The organism is Lentzea sp. NPDC051208 (genome assembly GCF_040682435.1).
GTDB classification, from domain to species: domain Bacteria; phylum Actinomycetota; class Actinomycetes; order Mycobacteriales; family Pseudonocardiaceae; genus Lentzea; species Lentzea kristufekii.
Window position 1 is genome coordinate 145,834 of sequence record NZ_JBFBAW010000018.1, and the last position, 22,511, is coordinate 168,344.

Annotated in this window: 20 protein-coding genes; 10 read left to right on the forward strand and 10 right to left on the reverse strand. The window is 69.6% G+C overall.

The window, feature by feature from the left end; all coding sequences use genetic code 11:
• Positions 1-20 precede the first annotated feature (20 nt).
• On the reverse strand, positions 21-1,427 hold the full coding sequence (locus AB0M48_RS35465; RefSeq protein ID WP_363850258.1) for an MFS transporter: 1,407 nt from the start codon (positions 1,425-1,427) through the stop codon (positions 21-23).
• A complete protein-coding gene (locus AB0M48_RS35470; RefSeq protein WP_363850261.1) occupies positions 1,427-2,548 on the reverse strand; it encodes an epoxide hydrolase family protein in 1,122 nt (373 codons plus the stop codon). The genes AB0M48_RS35465 and AB0M48_RS35470 overlap by 1 nt, the downstream gene beginning before the upstream one ends.
• 122 nt (positions 2,549-2,670) lie before the next feature.
• Here AB0M48_RS35470 and AB0M48_RS35475 point away from each other — a divergent pair, with 122 nt between their 5' ends.
• Both AB0M48_RS35475 and AB0M48_RS35480 read left to right on the forward strand, forming a co-directional pair.
• Positions 2,671-3,885: a cytochrome P450 gene (locus AB0M48_RS35475; protein WP_363850264.1), complete on the forward strand. Its 1,215-nt coding sequence runs from the start codon at positions 2,671-2,673 to the stop codon at positions 3,883-3,885.
• Between the two features lie 14 nt (positions 3,886-3,899).
• The gene (locus tag AB0M48_RS35480; RefSeq protein ID WP_319984198.1) at positions 3,900-4,913 is read left to right on the forward strand and encodes an NADP-dependent oxidoreductase; all 1,014 of its coding nucleotides are present in this window, start codon (positions 3,900-3,902) and stop codon (positions 4,911-4,913) included.
• 47 nt (positions 4,914-4,960) lie between these two features.
• Here AB0M48_RS35480 and AB0M48_RS35485 read toward each other — a convergent pair whose 3' ends face one another.
• Positions 4,961-5,290 (reverse strand): hypothetical protein, encoded by a 330-nt coding sequence (locus AB0M48_RS35485; protein ID WP_363850267.1) that lies wholly within the window; start codon positions 5,288-5,290, stop codon positions 4,961-4,963.
• A 99-nt stretch (positions 5,291-5,389) separates the two neighbouring features.
• On the opposite strand from AB0M48_RS35485, the gene AB0M48_RS35490 reads away from it, so the two are divergent.
• Together AB0M48_RS35490 and AB0M48_RS35495 are read left to right on the forward strand one after the other, a co-directional pair.
• Positions 5,390-6,148 carry an SDR family oxidoreductase gene (locus AB0M48_RS35490; RefSeq protein WP_266043478.1) on the forward strand — a complete coding sequence of 253 codons (759 nt, stop codon included), beginning with the start codon at positions 5,390-5,392 and terminating at the stop codon, positions 6,146-6,148.
• A gap of 30 nt (positions 6,149-6,178) precedes the next feature.
• Positions 6,179-7,411, forward strand: coding sequence for a cytochrome P450 (locus AB0M48_RS35495; protein ID WP_363850270.1), 1,233 nt, complete (start codon positions 6,179-6,181; stop codon positions 7,409-7,411).
• A gap of 55 nt (positions 7,412-7,466) precedes the next feature.
• Here the strand turns inward: AB0M48_RS35495 and AB0M48_RS35500 are convergent, their stop codons facing one another.
• Positions 7,467-8,885, reverse strand: coding sequence for an alpha/beta fold hydrolase (locus AB0M48_RS35500; protein WP_363850273.1), 1,419 nt, complete (start codon positions 8,883-8,885; stop codon positions 7,467-7,469).
• A gap of 171 nt (positions 8,886-9,056) precedes the next feature.
• Between AB0M48_RS35500 and AB0M48_RS35505 the strand changes: the two genes are divergently transcribed.
• The 3 genes from AB0M48_RS35505 to AB0M48_RS35515 are packed head-to-tail and all read left to right on the forward strand — an operon-like array spanning position 9,057 to position 11,393.
• A complete protein-coding gene (locus AB0M48_RS35505) occupies positions 9,057-9,380 on the forward strand; it encodes a 2Fe-2S iron-sulfur cluster-binding protein (protein ID WP_030474564.1) in 324 nt (107 codons plus the stop codon).
• A gap of 14 nt (positions 9,381-9,394) precedes the next feature.
• A complete protein-coding gene (locus AB0M48_RS35510; RefSeq protein WP_363850277.1) occupies positions 9,395-10,174 on the forward strand; it encodes an SDR family NAD(P)-dependent oxidoreductase in 780 nt (259 codons plus the stop codon).
• Between the two features lies 1 nt (position 10,175).
• Entirely contained in the window at positions 10,176-11,393 is a 1,218-nt protein-coding gene (locus AB0M48_RS35515) for an FAD-dependent oxidoreductase (protein WP_363850280.1), read from the forward strand.
• A gap of 30 nt (positions 11,394-11,423) precedes the next feature.
• On the opposite strand, the gene AB0M48_RS35520 is transcribed toward AB0M48_RS35515, so the two are convergent.
• Complete coding sequence (locus tag AB0M48_RS35520; RefSeq protein WP_363850283.1) at positions 11,424-12,029, reverse strand: response regulator transcription factor; 606 nt, start codon at positions 12,027-12,029, stop codon at positions 11,424-11,426.
• A gap of 108 nt (positions 12,030-12,137) precedes the next feature.
• Between AB0M48_RS35520 and AB0M48_RS35525 the strand changes: the two genes are divergently transcribed.
• Together AB0M48_RS35525 and AB0M48_RS35530 are read left to right on the forward strand one after the other, a co-directional pair.
• The gene (locus AB0M48_RS35525; protein ID WP_266043471.1) at positions 12,138-12,725 is read left to right on the forward strand and encodes an NAD(P)H-dependent oxidoreductase; all 588 of its coding nucleotides are present in this window, start codon (positions 12,138-12,140) and stop codon (positions 12,723-12,725) included.
• A gap of 5 nt (positions 12,726-12,730) precedes the next feature.
• Entirely contained in the window at positions 12,731-13,738 is a 1,008-nt protein-coding gene (locus AB0M48_RS35530; RefSeq protein ID WP_363850287.1) for a ketoacyl-ACP synthase III family protein, read from the forward strand.
• Here the strand turns inward: AB0M48_RS35530 and AB0M48_RS35535 are convergent.
• The 5 genes from AB0M48_RS35535 to AB0M48_RS35555 form a co-directional block, all read right to left on the reverse strand.
• Positions 13,722-15,857, reverse strand: coding sequence for a histidine kinase (locus tag AB0M48_RS35535; RefSeq protein ID WP_363850290.1), 2,136 nt, complete (start codon positions 15,855-15,857; stop codon positions 13,722-13,724). The genes AB0M48_RS35530 and AB0M48_RS35535 overlap by 17 nt on opposite strands.
• Positions 15,858-15,937: 80 nt before the next feature.
• The gene (locus AB0M48_RS35540) at positions 15,938-18,169 is read right to left on the reverse strand and encodes a histidine kinase (RefSeq protein WP_363850293.1); all 2,232 of its coding nucleotides are present in this window, start codon (positions 18,167-18,169) and stop codon (positions 15,938-15,940) included.
• Between the two features lie 129 nt (positions 18,170-18,298).
• Positions 18,299-18,943 (reverse strand): hypothetical protein, encoded by a 645-nt coding sequence (locus tag AB0M48_RS35545; protein WP_363850295.1) that lies wholly within the window; start codon positions 18,941-18,943, stop codon positions 18,299-18,301.
• A 20-nt stretch (positions 18,944-18,963) separates the two neighbouring features.
• Positions 18,964-21,222: a TOMM precursor leader peptide-binding protein gene (locus AB0M48_RS35550; protein ID WP_363850298.1), complete on the reverse strand. Its 2,259-nt coding sequence runs from the start codon at positions 21,220-21,222 to the stop codon at positions 18,964-18,966.
• Complete coding sequence (locus tag AB0M48_RS35555; protein WP_363850301.1) at positions 21,219-21,398, reverse strand: hypothetical protein; 180 nt, start codon at positions 21,396-21,398, stop codon at positions 21,219-21,221. The genes AB0M48_RS35550 and AB0M48_RS35555 overlap by 4 nt, the downstream gene beginning before the upstream one ends.
• Positions 21,399-21,608: 210 nt before the next feature.
• Between AB0M48_RS35555 and AB0M48_RS35560 the strand changes: the two genes are divergently transcribed.
• The gene (locus AB0M48_RS35560) at positions 21,609-22,418 is read left to right on the forward strand and encodes an AfsR/SARP family transcriptional regulator (protein WP_363850304.1); all 810 of its coding nucleotides are present in this window, start codon (positions 21,609-21,611) and stop codon (positions 22,416-22,418) included.
• Positions 22,419-22,511: the final 93 nt, after the last annotated feature.

Sequence of the window (22,511 nt, forward strand, 5' to 3'; positions counted from 1 at the left end):
GGGCCTTTTCGCTGTGCGGACTACTTCTTGCGGGGCACGGCGAGCGCGGCCAGCGCGCCGCAGAACGTGAAGGCGGCGGCGCCGAGCAACGCGAGCCCGTAGCCGGACCCGAGCGAGTGCCGCAGCGGTTCGCCCTGAGCCAGCAGGGAGTCCGCGCGGGCCGACGACATCGTCGCGAGGACGACCAGGCCGATCGCGCTGCCCATCTGGCGGATCGTGTTGAGCAGACCGGACGCGAGGCCCGCCTGCTCGCGCGGCACACCGGACGTGGCGGCGTTCGTGGTCGCGTTGAGCACCGCGCCCATTCCCAGCCCCAGCAACGTGGTCGGCACCAGGATCGAGCCCAGGAACGTCGACGTCTCGTCCGCTGTGGACACCCACAGCAGGCCGACGGTCGCCGTGAGCAGGCCGCCGATCAGCACCGGCCGCGGGCCGATCTTCGGCACGATCCGCGCCACGCCGAACCCGCCCAGCGCGATGCCGATCGACAACGGCAGGTACCCGAGGCCGGTCTGGAGCGCGCTGAAGCCCATCACCTGCTGCAGCACCAGGGTCAGGAAGTAGAAGGTGCTGAACAGGGCCGCGATCGCGAAGAACGCCACGATGTTCGTCGCCGTCACCGCGCGGTTGCGGAAGATGCCGAGCGGCATCAGCGGGTGGTCGGACACCGTCTGCTGGCGCAGGAAGACGGCGAACAGGACCAGCGCCAGCGTCAGCGAACCGGCGACCTGCCAGGAACCCCAGCCGAGCTCGTGCGACTGCGCGATGCCGTAGACCAGCGCCATCAGGCCGAGCGTCACGGTGAACGCGCCGGGCACGTCGAGGGCCTTGCGCCCGCCGTTGCTCGGGGTCTCCGGCACGGCGCCGCGGATCATGGCCACCAGCGCGATGCCGAGCGGCACGTTGATCAGCAGCACCCAGCGCCAGCCGAGCGACTCGGTGACGATGCCGCCGAGCAGCACGCCGACCGCCCCGCCCGTGCCGGACACCGCACTCCACCAGCCGAAGGCCTTCGCGCGGGCGGTGGGATCGCGGAACGTGGTGCCGAGCACCGTCAGCGACGCCGGTGCCATCACCGCGGCGCCCAGGCCCTGGAACCCGCGGGCCGCGATCAGGGCACCGGGCGAGGTCGCCATGCCACCGACCGCGCTCGCGACCGTGAACAGGGCGGCACCGAAGAGGAACACCCGGCGCTGCCCGAAGAGGTCGGCGAGCCGGCCGCCCAGCAGCAGGAAGCCGCACACCGCGATCGTGTACGCGCTGTTGACCCACTGCAGGTCGTGCCGCTCGAAGTGCAGCTCCTCGAAGATCGAGGGGAGCGCGACGTTCATGACCGACGCGTCGAGCACGTTCATGAACTGCGCCAGGCAGCACACGGCCAGCACCAGGCCGAGCTTCGTGCCCGGCCTGTCGAGAGTGGCCGTCATCAGCGCACCATCCGGAAGAACGTCCGCAGCTCCTCGACGAGGACGACGGGGTTCTCCAGCGCGGGGAAGTGGCCGCCGGACGGCATCTCCTTCCAGTAGCGCAGATCGGTGAACCGGTGCTCGGCCCACACCTTGGGCATGCGCGCGTCGGCGGGGAACACCGAGAATCCCGTCGGCACGCCGACCTGGGTCAGGGGCGACTTGTTGTAGCTCTCCCAGTACAACCGGCCCGACGACGCGGCCGTGGCGGTGAACCAGCACACCGAGACCATGTCGAGGATCCGGTCACGGGAGATGATCTTCTCCGCGTCGCCGTCGTGGTCGCTCCACGACCAGTACTTCTCGCCGGCCCAGCCCAGCTGGCCGACGGGCGAGTCGGTCAGCCCGTAAGCCAGCGACTGCGGCTTGGTGTTCATCACCGCCGCGTACGCGGACTCCTTGGCGGCGAACTCCTTGAGCGCACCGAGACCCTTGTAGTCCTCCTGCGTCAGCTGGACTTCCGCCTCGGGTGCCGCAGCGAACGGCATGACGAGGTGGATCGCCTCGACGTGGTCCGGCGCGATGTGGCCGAGGATGCCCGTGATGAACGAGCCCCAGTCGTTGCCGTGCGCGTAGAACCTGTCGTAGCCGATGCGGCCCATCAGCGTGACGAACGACTGGGCGATGCGTTCCAGCGTCCAGCCGGTTCCGGTCGGCTTGTCGCTGAAACCGTAGCCGGGCAACGAGGGCGCGACGACGTGGAAGGCGTCGGCCGGGTCCGGCGGGTTGGTCAGCGGCTCGATGACGTCGAGGAACTCCGCGACCGAACCGGGCCAGCCGTGCGTGAGGAGCAACGGCTTCGCGTCGGGGTGCGGCGACCTCGCGTGCAGGAAGTGGATGCCGACGCCGTCGATCTCGGTCTTGAACTGGGGGATGGCGTTCAACCGCGCCTCGGTGGCGCGCCAGTCGTAGACGCTTCCCCAGTACTCGGCCAGTTCCTTGGCATAGGCCAGCGGCATGCCCTGCGACCAGTCGTCCACGGTCTCCGCGTCCGGCCACCTGGTCGCTGCCAGCCGCCGGGTGAGGTCCGCCAGTTCGGAGTCGGGAACCTCGACCCGGAACGGCACGAGTGCAGTGTCCATGGCGCGAAGGTAGGTACGAGGGCTCAAATCCCGGTCGACATCCAGGTTTCGAGCCGCCTTCGAGGTCCGCGTAGCAAGGTTCGGCGCGAGGCCAGGCCGAAGTTACCCCGGAGGTGTTCTGCGTGCAGCCCCTTGAACTGGACGAGGAGTTCCCGTTCACCGGCTCCTCCTACCGCGGCCCGGACCCCAAGTACGACCGGCTGCGGGCCGAGTGCCCGGTGGCCAAGGTGCCTACCAATTCCGGCACGCCGACCTGGGTGATCACCAAGTACGAGGACGTCCGCGCCGGGCTCGCCGACTCCAGGCTGAGCCGCGCGTTGACGTGCGTCGAGGGTGCTCCCCAGGTCGGCGGCGCCATGACCACCACCCCCGAGATGATCATCTCGCTGGACGGCTCCGAGCACTCGCGCCTGCGCAAGCTGGTCATGGGCGCGTTCACCGTCCGCAAGGTCGAGGCCATGCGCGCGGGCGTGCAGAAGGTGGCCGACGAACTGCTCGACGCCATCGAGCTCAAGGGCGCGCCGGTCAACCTCGTCGAAGCGCTGTGCGTCCCGCTGCCGCTCACGATCATCGGCGATCTGCTCGGCGTGCCGACCGAGGACCTGAAGATCTTCGAGACCGACGCGCGGGCGTTCGCGACGTTCGACGAGAACGACCCCGAGGCGCCGATGCGGGCGTTCGGGCGGCTCGCCGGGTACGTCATGGGCCTGATCGCGCAGAAGCGCGAGAAGCCCGGCCAGGACATGCTGTCCGACCTGATCTCCGCGCGGGACAACGACGACAAGCTGAGCGAGCAGGAACTGGTGACGTTCGCGTTCACCCTCATCGGCGCCGGCTTCGACACCGCCGCGAACCAGATCTCCAACTCCGTGCTGGCGTTGCTGCACGACCACCCGGACACGTGGCGGCGGCTCGTCGCCGACCCGTCGCTGATCCCCGCGGCCGTCGAGGAACTCCTGCGGCACGTCAACCTCTTCGCCACCGACACCACGGGTTTCCACCGCATCGCGGCGGAGGACCTGGAGCTCGGCGGGCAGAAGATCGCCAAGGGTGACGCGGTGTTCTTCGTGCTGTCGTCGGCGAACCGCGACGAGGACGTCTTCGAGAACCCGCAGCAGCTCGACATCGACCGCGCCTCGAACCCGCACATCGCGTTCGGGCACGGCGTGCACTACTGCCTCGGCAAGCAGCTGGGGCGCATGGAGATGGCGATCGCCATCGAAGGTCTGACCCGCCGTTTCCCGGACCTCCGGCTCGCGGTGCCCTACGAGGACCTGTCGTGGCACCAGGGCGAAATCAACCACTCACTCGTCACCCTCCCCGTCACCTGGGGATAGATAGAAGGAGAGCCATGAGCATCCCCGAGAAGCAGTGGGAGGTCAGGCTCGCCAAGCACGTCGAGAACGACCTGACCCTCGAGCACTTCGACGTCGTCGAGGTGGCCGTCCCCGAGCCCGGCGACGGCGAGGTGTTGGTGCGCGTCGACTACGTGTCGGTGGCCGCCGCCTTCAAGGAGTTCATGAGGTCCGACTGCCAGATCCCCGGTGTGCCGCCGTGGAAGGTCGGCGAGCCGGCCGGTGCCGGTGGTGTGGGCACCGTGGTCAAGTCGAACAGCCCCGACCTGGAGGTCGGGGACCTGGTGCAGTCGTTCGGGCCGTGGCAGGAGTACTGGTCCGGACCGGCGCAGCAGTTCATCAAGCAGAACCCGCACTACGTGCCCTCGCCGGTCTACTTCCTGTCGCAGGGGCCGACGGCCTACTACGGCATGGCGACCATCGCACAGGCGGGCGAGGGTGACGTCGTGTTCGTCACCGGTGCCGCCGGTGGCGTCGGGTCGCTCGCCGGGCAGATCGCGAAGGCCCGTGGCGCCAAGGTGATCGGCTCGGCCGGCAGCCAGGAGAAGGTCGACTGGCTCGTCAACGAGCTCGGGTTCGACGCCGCGTTCAACTACAAGGACGGCCCCGTGGCCGACCGGCTGCGCGAGCTCGCTCCCGACGGCATCAGCGTGTTCTTCGACAACGTGGGCGGCGAGCAGTTCGAGGCCGCGATCCAGGCGGCCCGCCCGCACGCCCGCTTCGCGTTGTGCGGCGCGCTCGCCAACCAGAACGACGGCACGGCCGAGCACCCGCGGATCGACCTGATGACGGCGATCACGAAGCACCTGGAGATCCGCCCGTTCGCCTGCTACCACCTGCCGGAGCAGATCCAGGACTGGGTGGTCCACTTCGGACAGTGGTTGCAGGAGGGCAAGTTCGTCTTCCCGCACACGATCGTCGACGAGGGCGGGGTCAAGACCGCGCCGCAGGCGCTGCTGTCGCTGCTGGCGGGCAAGTACACCGGCAACGTGACGGTCAAGTTCTCCTGACGCGCGTGTTGTAGAAGGGGGCGCCTTTCCTGGCGCCCCCTTCGAGGTCATCCGAGCCTTTGTGCCGTGATCCGGATCGCGGCCTCGCGTGCTGTCGTCCCGTTCGCGAGGCGCACCACCGCGTTGCCGTTGCTGACGAACTCGTCGCCGCGCAGCACGGCGTCCTGCGCGATCTCGATCGTGCCCGGTGCCTCGGTCAGTTCTTCGTCGATCCGGTAGCTGAACGTGTCAGGCCCCGTCTGGGTCCACGTTCCGGATCCCCTGCCGCCCACGACCAGCATCGCCGTGCCGTCACGGGCGAACTCGAATTCGCTCTCCGTGTGGCCGCCGGGTCTGCCGACCCGTGCGCGCCACCTGCCCACCGCGAGAATTCCCATGCTCCCCAGGGTTTCCGCCCCAGCTAGACCTGGACTCAAGGTTCACCGAGCAGGGTTGTCCCAGACTGCCCTACCGAGTGGAAAGAAGCTGGAGGCGTCATGTCGGACGCACCATTTGCCGGACAGCAGGTCGTCGTGACGGGTGGGGGAACCGGCATCGGCCGCGCGGCGGCGCTGGCGTTCGCCGACCTCGGCGCCGCGAACGTGATCATCACAGGTCGTCGCGAGAGCCGGCTGACCGAGGTCGTCGCCCTGCACCCCGCGATCACCGCCGTCGTCGCGGACGTGACGACGGACGAAGGCGCGCAGAAGGTCGCCGACGCCGTGAAACTGGGCGGCGGCAAGGTGGACGTGCTGGTGCACAACGCCGGCATCTTCCGCTTCACGCCGGTCGCCGGTTTCGACCTCGCCACCGCGCGCGACGTGCTGGAGACCAACCTGGTCGGCCCGCTGGTGCTGACCGCCAAGCTGCTGCCGCAGCTGACTTCGCCCGGCGGCAGCATCGTGTTCGTCTCCAGCAACGCCGGGCACATCGCGGTGCCGGGCGGCGGCGTGTACGGCGCCAGCAAGGCGGCCGTGGACAGCCTCGTGCGCAGCTGGGCCCTCGAACTGGCCCCGCAGGGCATCCGCGTCAACGCGGTCGCCCCTGCCGCGGTGCGCACGGAGGTCTACGCGGCCAACGGTTTGAGCCCCGAGGAGGTCGAGGGCTACTTCGGCTTCCAGGCCTCGCAGACGCCGCTGGGACGCACCGGCGAGGTCGACGACGTCGTTCCGTGGATCACCCGCTTCGCCGAGCCCGCGAGCTCGTGGGTCACCGGTCAAGTCATCACGCTCGATGGCGGCGCTGACCTGGCGTGAGCCAACTTCTCGACTAGGAGGAAGACCCAGATGACCAGCAGCGCCACCGAGCCAGGTGTGGACACGTTCCCGTACAAGCGCACATGCCCGTTCACGCCGCCCGCGCAGTACACGCAGATGGCCGAGGAGGACGTCGTCGAGGTGACGCTGACCGGCTCCGGTCTGCGGATCTGGACGATCAGCGGCTACCACACGATCAAGCAGCTCCTGACGGACCCGCGGATCAGCGCGTCGCGCAAGCACGACAACTTCCCGTTCTACTTCATCGCGCCGCCGGAGTTCCGCACCGAGACGTCGTTCATCGGCTACGACAACCCGGAGCACACCAAGACCCGGCGCAAGGCGGCGGTGACGTTCACCAACCGCCAGGTGAAGCGTCTGCGCCCGCGCATCCAGGAGATCGTCGACGAGTACATCGACAAGATCCTCACGATGACGCCGCCGATCGACTTCCACCGCGAGTTCTCGCTCGCCGTGCCGATGACGGTCATCTGCGAGCTGCTCGGCATCCCGCAGGACGAGCACGACTTCTTCATCGAGCACGGCACGTGTCTGCTCGGCGGCCACTCGACGCCCGAGCAGCGCCAGGCCGCGATCGTCGAGGTGAACGCCTACGTCGACAAGCTGATCACGCAGAAGGAGCAGGAGCCCGGCGAGGACCTGCTCAGCCGCGCGATGGCCGAGTACGCCGCGTCCGGCGAGGAGTACACGCGCCGCGACCTGTTCAACATGATCCGCCTGCTGATGAACGGCGGCCACGAGACCACGGCCTCGATGCTGTCGCTCGGCACCGCCGCGCTGCTGGAGAACCCCGACCAGCTCAAGCTGCTGCTGGACGACCCGGAGGGCATGATCGAGCCCGCCGTCGAGGAGCTCGTGCGCCTCGCGACCATCGGTGACACCGCCATCCCGCGCGTCGCGCTGGAGGACATCGAGATCGGCGGCAAGACCATCAAGGCCGGCGACGGCATCCTGTGCCTGGGCCTCAACGGCAACCGCGACCCGGAGATCTTCCCGGAGCCGGAGAAGCTGATCCTGGAGCGCGGCACCCGCAAGCACCTCGGGTTCGGGCACGGCCTGCACCACTGCATCGGTGCCGACCTCGCGCGCCTGGAGATGCAGCTCGTGTGGTCGACGCTGTTCCAGCGCATCCCGTCGCTGCGGCTCGCCAAGCCGTTCCTGGAGATCCCGCGCAAGGAGGGCGCCGTGATCTACGGCCTCTGGGAGCTGCCGGTCACCTGGGACCTCCCCGCGGAGGACTGAGATCCACGAAAAGGGCCCCGCACTTCGGTGCGGGGCCCCCTTTGCGTTGCTGCTCTTAGTCCTTCGGGATGTTCGGGCGCTGCACGTGCCCGGGAACCCTGGTGTGCTTGCTCGCGGGCAGCACACCGTCGACGAGGTAGTCGTCGACCAGCGAGTCGAGAACCTCGTTGCCCGCCAACCCGTACACCTCGTGGTCGCCGGAGTCCTCGATGAGGACGAGCGGGTGGTCCAGCAGCGCGGCCAGCTCGATGCCGCCCTCGACGCGGTCCATCGGGTCGCCGTCCGCCTGCACCACGAGCCCCTTGGGGTACCCCGGCTGCGCGAGCTTCGTCGGCGGCTCCAGGCTCTCGAATGTCCGGAACGCGCCGACCCACGGCTGGGCCCGCAGCACGCCGTAGCCGTACGGGTGCTGGGCGCGGTGCTTGCGGACGTCGGCGTAGTAGACCTCCAGGTCCTGCGGCCAGTAGGTCTCCAGCGTGATGGCCTCCAGCACGCCGACCCGCAGGTCGCCCTCGGAGTCCTGCGGCCGCCACGTGCCCTGCCCGACGATCAGCGAACGCGCCTTGTCGTAGTTGGCGTCCTGCAACGTGGTGCGGAGGTCGCCGATGAGGTAGCCCAGCGAGTCCCACTGGGCCCGGTCCGTCGACCGCGTGCCGACCGCGCCGTCGAACAGCGTGCGGAGCTGGATCTGGTCGCCCTCCTCGAGCTTCTCGACGACGGCCTCGATCTCGGCGATGACGGCGTCGGAGGTGCTGCCGAGGTGGAAGTGCCCGTCGCGCTCCGCGGTCCACTCCGCCCACAGCGCGACGTTGCGGTAGACCGCCTCGGCCTGTGTGACGAACTGCTCGCGCCACGTCCACTGTGGATTGATGCACGAGTCGAGGACCGTGCGGTCGAGGTTCTCCGGGAACATCGTGCCGTAGACGGCGCCGACGTACGTGCCGTACGCGTACCCGACGAACGAGATCTTCTCCTCGCCCAGCACGACGCGGATCAGGTCCATGTCACGCGCGGTGTTGCGCGTCGTGATGTGCGGGCGCAGCTCACCGCCGCCCTTCTGGCAGCCGAGCTCGCGCAGGCGCATGTCCTCGGCCAGCTGGTCGAACAAGGAGTCCGGCGGCCGGGAGTCGAAGGGCGCCTTGGGAATCGTCACCTCGCTGTACAGCTTGGTGGACTCGCCGTAGCCGCGCGGGTCGAACCCGATGAGGTCGTAGGCGGTGCGCACCCGCTTGCCGAGGCGCTTGATCAGCCCGAGGCCGTCGCCACCGTCGCCGCCGGGCCCGCCGTTGACGGCCAGCAGGACGCCACGCCGCTTCGACTGGTCCGTCGCCTTCAGGCGGGCGACGGCGATGGTGAGCTTCGGACCGTCCGGGTCGGAATAGTCGCGTGGCACGACGACCGTCGCGCGTTCAAGGCCGTCCTCGAACGGCGGTGACCAGTTCACCTGCTGGTCGTAGAACTCCTTGAGGGGCACGGTGGAACCTCCGCGTGTGGGTGTACGCCGACACCGCAGAGTCGCAAGGCGGGCTCGAATGCCAGCGGAGCAGCACGGGCACGACGCTCAAGGTGGTCTCCACCACGTGCAAAGCGCAGGCGTTCAAGGTGAACCTCGTCCGGCGAGCCGCAGATCCGTGGGAGAACTGCCATGCCAAAGATCACTTACGTAGCGCACGACGGGGTTGAGACCGTCGTCGACGTTGCCCAGGACGACACCGTGATGCGCGGCGCGGTTCTCAACGGCATCAAGGGAATCGTCGCCCAGTGCGGCGGTGGCGCCTCGTGCGGAACGTGCCATGTGTACGTCGACCCCGAGAACACCAAGCCGCTGTCGCAGATGCACCAGGTCGAGGACGAGCTCCTGTACTTCACGGCCTGTGAGCGCAAGGAGAACAGCCGGCTGAGCTGCCAGATCCCCGTGACCGAGGAGCAGGACGGGCTCGTCGTGCACATGCCTGAGAAGCAACTCTGAGGGAGAGAAGAAGCATGAGCCAGCGACGGGTCGCCCTGGTCACGGGCGCCACCAGTGGAATCGGTCTCGAGGTCGCGCGCAGCCTCGGCAAGGAGGGGCACGCGGTCTTCGTCGTGGCCCGCAACGCCGAGAACGTCCAGACCACGGTGAAGCAGCTGCGTGAAGAGGGCATCGAGGCGGACGGTGCGGCGTCCGACGTGACGTCCACAGAGGACATCCGCACCGCGGTCCAGAAGGCCGTCGAGGTCTTCGGGCCCATCGAGATCCTCGTGAACAACGCCGGGCGCGGTGGCGGCGGCATCACCGCCGAGCTGGACGAGGACCTCTGGCTGGACGTCATCGACACCAACCTCAACGGTGTCTTCCGGTTCACCAAGGAGGTGCTGTCGACCGGCAAGATGGTCGAGCAGTCCTGGGGCCGGATCATCAACATCGCCTCCACCGGCGGCAAGCAGGGCGTGGTGTTCGCCGCGCCCTACTCGGCGTCCAAGCACGGGGTCGTCGGCTTCACCAAGGCCGTCGGCATCGAGCTCGCGAAGTCCGGCATCACCGTCAACGCGGTGTGCCCCGGCTACGTCGAGACGCCGATGGCCGGCCGGGTGCGCCAGGGGTACGCGAACCACTGGGGTGTCACCGAGGAAGAGGTCCTCGAGAAGTTCAACGCCAAGATCCCGCTGGGTCGGTACAGCACGCCGGAAGAGGTCGCCGGTCTCGTGACGTACCTGACGACGGACACCGCGTCCTCGATCACCGCACAGGCGCTCAACGTCTGCGGCGGGCTGGGCAACTACTGACATGCGCGGCGAGTCGGTAGTCGTCGTCGGGGCCGGGCAGGCGGGCTGCCAGGTCGCGGTGTCCCTGCGCGAACAGGGACACCGCGGCCCCATCACGCTCATCGGTGACGAGCAGGCGGCGCCGTACCAGCGGCCACCGCTCACCAAGGCCTACCTGGCGGGGGAGACCGACCTCGCCGGGCTGGTGCTCAGGCAGGACTCCTACTACGAGGACCACGGCATCAAGCTCGTGCGCAACGAGCGGGTGATCGGGGTCGACCGCCAGGCGCGGGTCGCCGTGCTGGGTTGTGCCCGGACGGTCAGCTACGACCACCTGGTGTTCGCGACGGGCGCGCGGCCGCGGCCGTTGCCCATCCCCGGCGCCGAGCACGTGCTGAACCTGCGCACGGTCGCCGACGCGGACGCCATCCGGCAGCGGCTCGACGGCCAGATCGGGCTCGACGTCGTCGTCATCGGCGGCGGGTTCATCGGCCTCGAATTCGCCGCCGTGGTCCGGAAACTGCGCCACGAGGTGACCGTCGTCGAGGCGCAGCCGCAGGTGATGCAACGGGCGGTGTCCGCGGAGACGGCCCAGCACCTCGTCAGCCGCCACCGCAGCGAAGGCGTCCAGATCCTCACCGGAACGGGCGTCGCCGCGGTCAGGGAGGGCCTGGTGGAACTGACGGACGGCACGGTGCTCGTCGCGGACCTCGTGGTCGCGGGCATCGGCGTCATCCCGAACACCGAGGTCGCCCAGCGCGCCGGGCTCACCGTCGACAACGGCATCGTCGTCGACGCCCACCTCGGCACGGCCGACCCGCGCGTCTACGCGGTCGGCGACTGCGCGCGGTTCGCCAGCACGCACGCCGGCGGCCTGATCCGCCTTGAATCGGTGCAGAACGCCACGGACCAGGGCACCACGGTCGCGGCGGCCATCATGGGCAGCGCGGAGCCCTACACCGCCCTGCCGTGGTTCTGGAGCGACCAGTACGACGTGAAGCTGCAGACCGCGGGTCTCACCAACGGCCACGACCGCACGGTCACCGTCGGCGACCCGGCCGAGGGCCGGTTCTCGGTGTTCTGCTTCAAAAATGACAGGTTGATTGGAATCGAGGCCTACAACCGGCCGATCGACTTCCTGATGGGGCGCCGGATCCTGGAGGGCGGCAACTCGCTCACCCCGGAGATCGTCGCCCAGCCGGGCTTCGACCTGCGCGCCAGCCAGCAGAAGGCGGCCTGACCGATGCCGTCCGCGACGCGGGAAGCCGGGCTACAACCAGCCGGCTTCCTCGGCGATGCGGATGGCGTCCACCCGGTTGCGCCCGTTGAGCTTGGTCATGATCGTCGTCGTGTAGTTGCGGACGGTACCGACCGAAAGCGACAGCGCGACAGCGATGTCAGGTGCGTCGGAGCCGTTCGCCGCGAGCCGGAGGACCTCCAGCTCGCGGTCGGTCAGCGGGCACTCGCCGCGGTCCCACGCGGCCAGGGCGAGCTGGCTGTCCACGACCCGTTCGCCGGCGGCGACCCGGCGGATCGCGTCGGCGAGCTCCGTCGGCGGCGCGTCCTTGAGCAGGAACCCGTCCACGCGGGCCGCCAGCGCCCTGCGCAACGTCCCCGGACGGCCGAGCGACGTCAGCATCAACGTCCTGATCTGCGGCATCGTCTCGCGGATCGTCGTCGCGGCACTCAGCCCGTCGAGGATCGGCAGGTCGATGTCGATCACGCAGACGTCGGGACCGTGCTGGCGCGCCGCCGGCACGATCTTGTCGCCCGAGCTCACCTCGGCCACGACCTCGATGTCCGGTTCGAGGTTGAGCAGCGCGATGAGAGCACCGCGCACCATGTGCATGTCCTCCGCGAGCAGAACCCTGATCATCGCGCCCCTCCGCGCGACACCATATCTCCCAACGTTCATGTCGCGCTCCACGCCACATCAAGGTGGCCCGGCAAGGGTGAACCGAGCTGCCTCGCGAAGGGATGCGTCATGGAACGCAGCGTCAACGTGACAGTCGTGTACTACTCCTCGACGGGAACGATTCACCGGATCGCCACGGAGATCTCCGAGACGGCCGAGAAGCACGGCGCCGAGGTGCGGCTGGTACGGGCTGCGGAGCTGGCGCCCGAGGCGGCGTGGCGGTCCAGGCCTGCCTGGGCGGCGCACCTGGAGGAGACCGCGGACGTCCCGGTCGCCTCGGTCGACGACGTGCTGTGGGCCGACGCCGTCGTCTTCGGCACGCCGACCCGCTTCGGCAACGTGTCCGCGCAGCTCAAGCAGTTCATCGACACGCTGGGGCCCGCCTGGTTCAGCGGCCTGCTCGCCGACAAGGTGTACAGCGCCTTCACCTCCGGCGGCAGCCTGCACGGGGGCATGGAGACCACTCTCGTGTCGATCTACAACATGGTCTGCCACTTCGGCGGGATCATCGTGCCGCCGGGAGGAGACCTGAATCCCTACGGCACCTCTCACGTCCTGGGCGCGGGCAACGTGCCGGTCGACGAGATCGCGTTGCAGGCGGCCCAGATCCAGGCGGAACGCGTCGTGCGCGTGGCACGCGCGCTGAAGGAGGTCTGACCGCGGTGCGAGTGAAGGATGTTTTCGTCAACGGCAGCGGCGTGCGCCTGCCCTCGACGCTGAACGTCGCGGACGCGATCGCGTCGGGGGACTGCGAGCCGAAGCTCGTCGCGCGGACGGACGTCGAGTCCGTGTCCGTGTCCCCGCACGAGTCGGCGGCCGAGATGGCGGTCGAGGCGGCACGGGTCGCGTTGGCACGGGCGGGATCCGCGCCCGACGACGTCGACCTGATCCTGCACGCCACCACTTACCACCAGGGCCAGGACCTGTGGCCGGTCGGTTCCTACATCCAGCGCGAGACGGTGCGGAACTCGTGCCTGGCGCTGGAGATCCGGCAGATGTCCAACGGCGGCCTGGCCGCGATGGACCTCGCGGTGTCCTACCTGATCGCCCGTCCCGGCAGGGACGCCCTCCTCACGTCCTCGGACCGCTTCTGCCTGCCAGGGATCGACCGCTGGAGGACCGACCCCGGAACGCCCTACGGCGACGGCGCGTCGGCTCTCGTGCTGTCCACTCGCGGCGGTTACGCGAAACTGCTTTCGCTGGCCATCAATGCGGATTCCGACCTGGAGCCGCTGCACCGCGGCGACGTGCCGTTCGGCCTCGCGCCGTTCTCGCACCGCATCCCGGTGGACTTCGAGGAGGCCAAGCACACGTTCAGCCGCGAGTTCGGGCTCTCCTACGGCATCAACAAGGCCAACGCGGGCCAGGCGCTCGCCGTCGAGCAGGCGCTGTCCGACGCCGACATGAAGATCGGTGACGCGGACTGGATCATCCTGCCGCACTTCGGCCGCCGCCGGCTGGACGTGAACTACCTGCGCCCGTACGACATCGAGCCGGAGCGCACGACGTGGGCGTGGAGCCGCACGGTCGGGCACCTCGGCGCCGGCGACCAGTTCGCGAGCTTCGACCACCTCGTGCAGACCGGCAAGGCGAAGTCCGGTCAGCGGATCGTGATGTTCGGCGTGGGCGCCGGGTACAGCTGGGGTTGCGCGGTCATCGAGATGCTGTGACGGCCAGCGGGATCTCGGCGCGCAGCCGGTAGGTGTGCTCGGGCGTGAGCCCGGCGTGCAGGTCGCCGCCGAGGTCCCGGACGCGCACGGTGAGGTTGCCGATTCCGCTGCCGTCGCGGGATTTCCGTTCAGCGGCGGGGATCCCGTCGTTGGTGATGTCCATCGTGACGAGGTGCGCGGAGGCGGAAAGCGCGATCTCGCAGTGTTCGGCCTTGCTGTGCCGCAGGAGGTTCGTGACGCCTTCGCGCAGCACGGTCGCGAGCGTCACCTTCACCTCCGTGGGCAACTCGTCACAGGTCTCGATCCGGACCGTCACCTCGATGTCGGCCGCGGACAGCAACGCCTGCGCGGACCGGGTCTCCTCGTCGAACGAGAGCTCGCGGTAGCTCAGGGCCACCGAGCGGACGTCCGCGAGTGCCTGCCGGGAGATCTCCAGGACCTCGGTGAGCTCCCGGCGTGCCCGGCCGGGGTCGACGGTGGCCAGCCGGTGCGCGAGCTCGCTCTTCAACGTGATCGCGGACAGGCTGTAGCCGAGCAGGTCGTGCAGGTCGCGGGCGAACCGCAGCCGTTCCCGCGTCACCGCCGCCGTCGCGAGCTCCTCGCGCGCATCCTGCAGCTCGCTCACCATCGACAGCAACCTGGTCAGCGCGTACAGCACGAGCCCGTGGTTCATCGCCGCCATCACGCCCCACACGACGTCGGTCGACGGGAAGCCCCACACGGCCTGCAGGACGCCCTGCCCCGCGACGACGGCGGCGAACGCGGCCCAGCCGGGCCACCGGGGCAGGACCAGCAGCGCGGAACCCGCGAGGAAGCCGGGGACACCGCCCAGGAAGGGGTCCTGGAACGCGAACTGCGGGACGTACACGCAGACGGCGATCCCGGCGAGTGCCGCGTGACCGGGCACCGGCCGGACGCGCGGGCGGCTCACGACGCCCAGCACCAGGGCCGCGATCACCACACCACTCGCCGCGCAGACAGCGAGCTCGCCGAGACCGGTCGTCAGGTCGTACGACGCCAGCAGCGTCGCCATGACGGCGTACCCGATCACCACCGCCGTGAGCAGCAACCGCGTGGCGATCGGGGGACCGGAGAGCCGCGGTGGTTCCGCCGGGAAGACCGGCACCTCGGCGTGCAGCCGGAACGTGCCGTCCGCAGAGACCTCGGCGGGTGCGCCGTCGTGGACGACGTCGATCGACACGAGCCGGCCGGTGTTGCGGACGGTGATCGAGCAGCGGGTCGGCCGGCTGTGCCGCAGGAGGGTCGTGACGCCCTCGCGCAGCACCTTCGCGAGCGCGGTCCGCGTCCCGGGGGACAGGTCGCCGTCCTCCACCTCGATCGTGGTCGCGACGCCCGCCGCCGTCAGCACGGACCGCGCCGAGTCGATCTCGTCGGCCAGCGACAGCTCGCGGTAGCTCGACGCCACCGCGCGCACGTCCGCCAGGGCCTTGCGGGAGATGCCGAGGATCCGCGTGAGCTCCCGCAACGCCCTGCCGGTGTGCTCACCGATCATCCCGCGGGCCAGGCCCGCCTTCATCGTGATCGCGGCGAGGCTGACGCCGAGCAGGTCCTGCACGTCACGGGCGAACCCCAGCCTCTCCTGCGCCACCGCGAGGTCGGCGAGCCCGGAGCGGGCGGCCTCGAGCTGCCCCACCAGCGAGGGCAACCGCGACAGGCCGTAGACGGCCAGGCCCGCGGTCGCGGAGGACGCCACGTAGTAGGCCAGCACGCCGGGCGGGATGCCGTACCCGAGCTTGGTCGCGGGGTTGGCCAGCGCCACCGCGGCGAACACGACCCACCGCACGCGGCCGCGCAGCACCAGCAGCGAGCTGCCCGCGAGGAAGCCGGGCATACCGCCCCAGGCGGTGGGGAAGAACGGCACCGGCACGAACACCAGCAGCGCCAGCCCGCCCAGCGCCAGGTACGCCCTGGGAGACCGCAGGCCGGTGCCCGGCCGGGAGAACACCCCCAGCTGCAGGTAGCCGATCGCGACCAGGCAGGCGAGCGAGCCGGCGATCCGCGCGGGCGTGGCGCCGGCCTCCAGGACGTAGATGAACGCGTTGCCGAGGTAGTTGACGAACACCACGCTGATGACGGCGTACGCCAAACGGCGGGACACCGACGAGTGTCCCTGTCGTCGCGTCACCTCCGCCGCCCCCACGAGTGCGCATGATGGCACTCAGGTGGCGCTCGCGGACCTCAGTTGAGCGGCAACGGGATCTCGGCGCGCAGCCGGTAGGTGTGCTCGGGCGTGAGCCCGGCCTGCAGGTCGCCGCCGAGCGCGCGGACGCGGGTGGTCAGGTTGCCGATTCCGCTGCCGTCACGGGACTTCCGCTCGATCGTGGGGATCCCGTCGTTGGTGATGTCCATCGTGACGAGGTGCCGCGAGCTGGAGAGCACGATCTCGCAGTGCTCGGCCTTGCTGTGCCGCAGGAGGTTCGTGACGCCTTCGCGCAGCACGGTCGCGAGCGTCACCTTCACCTCCGTGGGCAACTGGTCGCACGCGTCGATCCGCACGGTGACGTCGATGTCGGCCGCGGACAGCAGCGCCTGCGCCGACTGGGTCTCCTCGTCGAAGGACAGTTCGCGGTAGCTCAGGGCCACCGAGCGGACGTCCGCGAGCGCCTGCCGGGAGATCTCCAGGACCTCGGTGAGCTCCTGACGTGCCCGGCCGGGGTCGATCGTGGCCAGCCGGTGCGTGAGCTCGCTCTTGAGCGTGATGGCCGAGAGGCTGTAGCCGAGCAGGTCGTGCAGGTCGCGGGCGAACCGCAGGCGTTCCTGCGTCACCGCCGCCGTCGCCAGCTCCTCGCGCGCCTCGTGCAGCTGGTTCACCATGGACCGCAGCCGGGTCAGCGCGTACAGCACGAGGCCGTGGTTCGTCGTCGCGATCACGGCGTAGAAGATGGCCACGGTGTTCTCACCGAGCAGGCTGTAGATCGTCCCCTGCAGGACGACGACGGAGAAGAACGCGATCCACCCGGCCAGGCGGGGGAGCAGCAGCAGTCCCGCTCCGGCGAGGAATCCGGGCACGCCCGCGAGGTAGGGGTTGCCGAACACCAGCGGGGGCACGTAGACGCACACCGCCAGCCCGGCGAGCACCCCGACGCGCAGCGGCAGGCTCAGCCGCAGGTGCGGGCGGACCACCACGCCCAGCACGAGCGCGACGGTGCCGACGATGCCGGCCGCCGCGGCCTCGATGCCGGCGACACCGATCGGGTAGTACGTCACGAGCGTCATCGCCATCGCCGCGTACCCGATGACCACGGCCGTGAGCAGCACCTGGGCGAACCGCGTCGCGATCAGCGGTCCCGCGAAGCGCGGTGGTTTCGCCGGCTTCTCCGGTGCCGGGTCGACCGGCACCTCGGCGTGCAGCCGGTAGCCGCCGCCCGAGGTCGTCTGAGCGAGCAGGGATCCGCCGATGGCGGTGGCGCGGGTGGCCAGGTTGGTCAGGCCGCTGCCGCGCTCGGCACCGGCTTCGGCGGGGGCGCCGTCGTTGACGATGTCGATCGACGCCAGCCGGTCGGTGCCGGAGATCGTGATCGTGCAGCGGGTCGCGTCGCTGTGCCGCAGCAGGTTCGTCACGCCTTCGCGCAGCACGGTCGCGAGCACCGTGCGGGACCGGGGTGAGAGGTCGAGCTGGTCCGCCTCGATCGTGGTCCGCACGCCCGCGGCGGTCAGCACCGACCGCGCCGACTCGATCTCGTCGGTCAGCGACAGCTCGCGGTAGCTCGACGCCACCGCGCGCACGTCCGCCAGGGCCTCGCGCGCGATGCCGAGGATCTCGACCAGCTCCCGCGTGGCGCGTTCGGTCTGGGTGCCGAGCATCCTGATGGCCAGTTCGACCTTCAGCGTGATCGCCGACAGGCTGAAGCCGAGCAGGTCGTGCAGGTCGCGGGCGAACCGCAGCCGTTCCTGCGACACCGCGAGGTCGGCGAGTTCCGAACGGGCCGTCTCCAGCTGTTTGACCAGCGACGGGAGCCGCGACAGGCCGTAGACGACCATGCCGGCGACCATCGCCGACACCACGTAGTAGGCCAGCTGGGCGGGGTCGTCGACGTACTGCGCCCTGATCAGGCCGTTGCTGAGGGCCACCGCCGCGAACACGAACCACCGCACGCGGCCCGGCAGGACGAGCAAGGCGCTGCCCGCCAGGAACCCCGGCATGCCGTGCCAGGCGTTCGGGAAGAAGGAGAACGGCACGTAGACCAGTCCGGCCATCACGCCCAGCGCCAGGTACGCCCGGCCGGAGCGCAGGTCCGCCCCCGGCCGGCTGAAGACCCCCAGCTGGAGGAACCCGATCGTGATCAGGCAGGCGAGCGAGGTCGCGATGCGCACGGGGGTCGCGCCGGCCTGCAGCACGTACGAGAAGGCGTTGCCGAGGTAGTTGGCGAAGACCACGCTGATGACGACGTATGCCAACCGACGGGACACGGACGAGTGTTCCTGTCGTAGCGTCACAGCGGCAGCTCCCACACGAGGGTCGGGACGCGGCCATGATACGGGCGCTTCCTGGGAAGTCTCGTGTTTTGCGATCCTCGATCGGAGCAACATGGCGGCGGCTCAACGCCTCTGGACGACGGCGAGCCCGGCTCCGGCGAGGTAGGCGACGACATCTCCCACCAGGGTCTTCTCCACCTGCAACGCATCCGCGACCTGGGTGACCGTGGTCTCGGTGTGCAGCAACGACTTCGCTATCTCCGTCGCCGGGGCGCTGTGCAGGATCGCCTGGTAGGCGAGTCCGGGACAGGCGAGCGCCTGGTCCCCGTTGAGCCGCTCGATCTCGGTGCGCGGCCGCATGGTGACGACCTCGTCGTCCTCGATGCGCGGCAACGCGAACACGGCGTCACGGGTGACCGCCACGACCGACAGGATCGGCCCGGCGCCGTCGTTGAGGCCGAGCGACGGCACGACGCAGCCACCCAGCTGGTCGAGGGTGCTCTTCAGCTTGCGCCAGATCAGGCACGGCCCGGAGCCCGTCTTCCAGCGCACGAAGTTCTCGTGCAGCGCGGAGATGTTCTCCAGCGCCACCGGGCCCAGGCTCATGCGGTGCAACGCCTCGCGCACGAGAGGGCTGGTGTCCGCGATCTCGATCGCGCCCCACCTCCCGTACACGGTGAGGTGCTCGGTCCCCTCGTCGACGAACGTGTCCTCCAGCAACGACCACAGCGGCCGGCCGGCCGGGATGTGCGACTGGGTGGGCACCACAGCGCCTCCGCTCTGGGCAGTCACATGAACAGTGGGATGGGGTTGAGCTCGTCGAACCTGTGCGGCCTTGGCAGTCTCCCCAGTTGTACAGGTACGTCGTAGAGGCGCCCTTGAGCGAACCTCGACCAGAAGTGCCGCAGTCCCGGGACGACCACCCGGACGACGGGAAGCCCGATGTCCGGCCTGGTCTGGTCGAGGACGAGCACCTCCATCCCCTTGGCTTCGAGAGTGCCCTGGATGGCGCGGACGTCGTCCACGAGGTCCGCCCGGTGGGTGTAGCCGTGGTGCAGGACGTCGCGCGCCGGGCGTGAGGGGTCGGGAGCGAGCCACGGGTGGTCGGCGATCCTGGTGTTCTCGAACCAGTTCCGGACGTCGACGTCGAGGCCGTTCAGGTCGGAGGCCCCGCACACCATCGGCATGCACTGGTTGAGCTCGGTGAGCGCTCGCCGTGCGGCGATCCGCGGGTCCAGGTGCGCCCCGCAGCCGAGCATGATGTCCTCCCGCGGCCCGCCGGTGCGGTGCGACACCGCGACCATCACCGGCACGCCGAGGTCCGCCGTGACGTCGAGCAGCCACACCTCGCGGCCGAGGCCCGCGTGCACGTCGCGGTTCTGGGTGATCCACGGGTCGCGGAACGAGTCCAGGTCCATGCCCGGCAACGGAGTGCGGTTGTACCACCAGATGGCGACCGCGTCGCGTTCGACGAGTTCCAGGAGCCCTTGCAGCACAGCGTCTTCGAGGCTGCTGCCGGCCGCGCACCCGTTGGAGTTGGCCGTGACGCTCGGCGGGCAGGGGGCGCCGAAGTACAGCATGCCGGTGGGCAGGAGCTTGTGCCGTCGTTCGGTGAGCGACCACAGCGGCGTCCAGTCCATCACCTCGTCCTCGTCGAACGGAGTGGTGACGTGCTGGAAGTTCGAGTGCGCCGCGTTCCACCCGGCACGGCCCGCGAACTGGCGCGGGTGGTACTGCTGCACGGTGTCGGGGTGGATCGCCCGGTCCGTCAGCGACCGGTAGCTGCCGGAGACCCGCGCCTCCTCGCCGACGAACGCGCCGCTGCGTCGTTCCACGGCCTCGCACAGGGCCCCGACCTGGGCATCTAGCGGTGACACGCCCTTACCGCCGGTGTCCGCGCGCAACGCCGACCGCAGCCCCTCGATGCCCTCGCCGGCGGCGATGTTCGAGCCGGACCGGAACGAGTTGAAGAAGTCGGGACCGCTGTCGTTGCGGCGGATCTCCTTCACGATCCCGGTGACCGGGCCGATCAGGTGCTGGTAGGTGTCGAGCACTTCCTGCGGCGGCGACGACCGGTGGCCGCCGCCGTCGCAGGAGTGTTTCACGCGACTGGCGAGTTCGACCGGCTCGAACGCCCTGCGCGCGACGGTGCCGGGGTCGCCGCAGCCCGGGCACTGCGGGCGGACCCGCACCTCGTGCTGCGTGACCTTCATGGTCAGGCTGTCGTAGTTCCAGATGGAGCCCTGCGTGTCCTGCCTGATGCCGGCGAGCCACTTGGCGGTCTCCACGGACGCGATCTCCAGTGCCATCGCGGTGAGCGACGGCAGTCCGATGAGCGGCCGCGGCGCGGGACCCTGCTGCCCGCACCTGCGTCGCACGTGCGCCTCCGCCTTGCGGTTGGCGGACAGCCTGGCCGCGAGACAACGCCAGCACGGGCCGTCGCCCGGCGTGAAGAAGGGACCGACCGACACCTCCGCACCCACGGGCTTGACCAGCAGCCAGGGCTTGCCGGCGCTGCGGTGGGCGTCGTCGATGTCGCGGAGCTCGGGCGCCAGGTAGTCGGCACACGCCACGACCGTCAGGTCGCCACTCCCCGAGGTGACCGTGAGTTCGTTGCGGTGCAGGGCGTCGACCAGCGCGTCCCGGTCGATGTCCCCGATCGCGGCGACGGAGATCAGCGACGTCGTTGTCGCCGACACCGCGTCCGCGGGGTCGAGGCCGGCCGCGTCCCAGTACGCGAGCGTGGCCTCGGTCGTGGCCGAACCGTCCTCCTCGCAGCGCCGGCCGATCAGGCCGGCCGCGGCGAGTTTGGTGAGCATGCGGCTGACCGTGTCCTCGGTCAGCCCGGCGGGCAGGTCGCGCAGCACGGCGGCGAGATCACGTGTGCCGTCGAGCAGCGGAGCCAGCGACTCGACGTGCGTGCCCTGGATCGCGGTGACCCCGGACTCGCCGATCAGGTACACGGCCTCGCCGCGCACGATCTGCGGTCTGAGGTGGCGCCGGAAACCGATGCGTCGCTCGTCCGGTTCGGCCAGTTCGGGTCTCATGCCGCGAGAGCCTCGGTGGACTCGCAGAACGTGCCGGGGCGGCACGAGGTCCAGGCGAAGTCGATCGCGAAGTCCGCCGAGGCCTCACGGTCGAACTGGTAGATCTTCATGTCGTCGGAGTCGTCGAGGGTGGTGGTGACGGAAGACAAGTGCTCCACGGTGACGGTGGGGTACATGTTCAGCTCCGATGTTTGCGTGTGATTTGTTGTGGGTAATGATGCGGACCAGCGCTAATGGATCGGTAGTTACCGGCTAATGCGCCTTCGTATGAAGTTTTCATACCCGGCACGGGCAGAACTCACCTGACATCGATGGCCTGTGCACTAACGCGGCGCCGTTGGGCCGAGCAGACTAATCCCGTGCTTGGAACCGAAGGAGGGGTCGCGATGCAGATCAAGGTCCTGGGGCCCGTCGAGGCCAAGGTGAACGGTCGCTCGGTGACGCCAACCGCGGCCAAGCCACGGCAGATCCTGGCGCTGCTCGCGCTGCACTCCGGTCAGGTGGTGTCCGTTCCCACGCTGATCGAGGAGCTGTGGGGCGACCGCCCGCCGCGCAGCGCCCGCACCACCCTGCAGACCTACATCCTGCAGCTGCGCAAGCTCATCGGCGACGCGCTGGCGACGTCCGGTGCGGGCGAGGCGAAGGAAGTGCTGGTCACCCGGTACGGCGGCTACCTGCTCGACGTGCCGCCGGAGGCCGTCGACGTGCACGAGTTCGAACGTCTCTCCCGCGCGGGCCAGCAGGCCTACGACGTCGAGGACTACGCCTCGGCCTCCCGGCTGCTGCGCCAGGCGCTGGAGATGTGGCGCGGCGCCGCGGTCGTGGACGTGCGGCCCGGCATGCCACTCGGCATCGAGATCGTGCGCCTGGAGGAAGCACGGCTGGGCGTGCTCGAAGCACGCATCGACGCCGAGCTGCGGATGGGCAAGCACAAGGCGTTGCTCAGCGAGCTGTCCGTGCTGACCGTGCAGAACCCGATGAACGAGAACCTGTGCGCGCAGTACATGATCTCGCTGTTCCGCGCGGGCCGGCAGTGGCAGGCGCTCGACTCGTTCAAAGCCCTGCGCAACACCCTGATCGAGGAGCTCGGCGTCGAGCCCTCGTCGCGCCTGCAGTCACTGCAGCACGCGATCCTGACGTCCGATCCGCGCCTCGACAGCGCCGAAACCCGTCAGTTGCAACGCCTTCTGGCTTAGAGGTCCTAACAGAATGATCAACTTGCTGGCGGGCAGCGCGTCCGATGTGGATCATGTTTGGTCGTGAGGAGGGGTCAGTCGCCGCCGTGGATC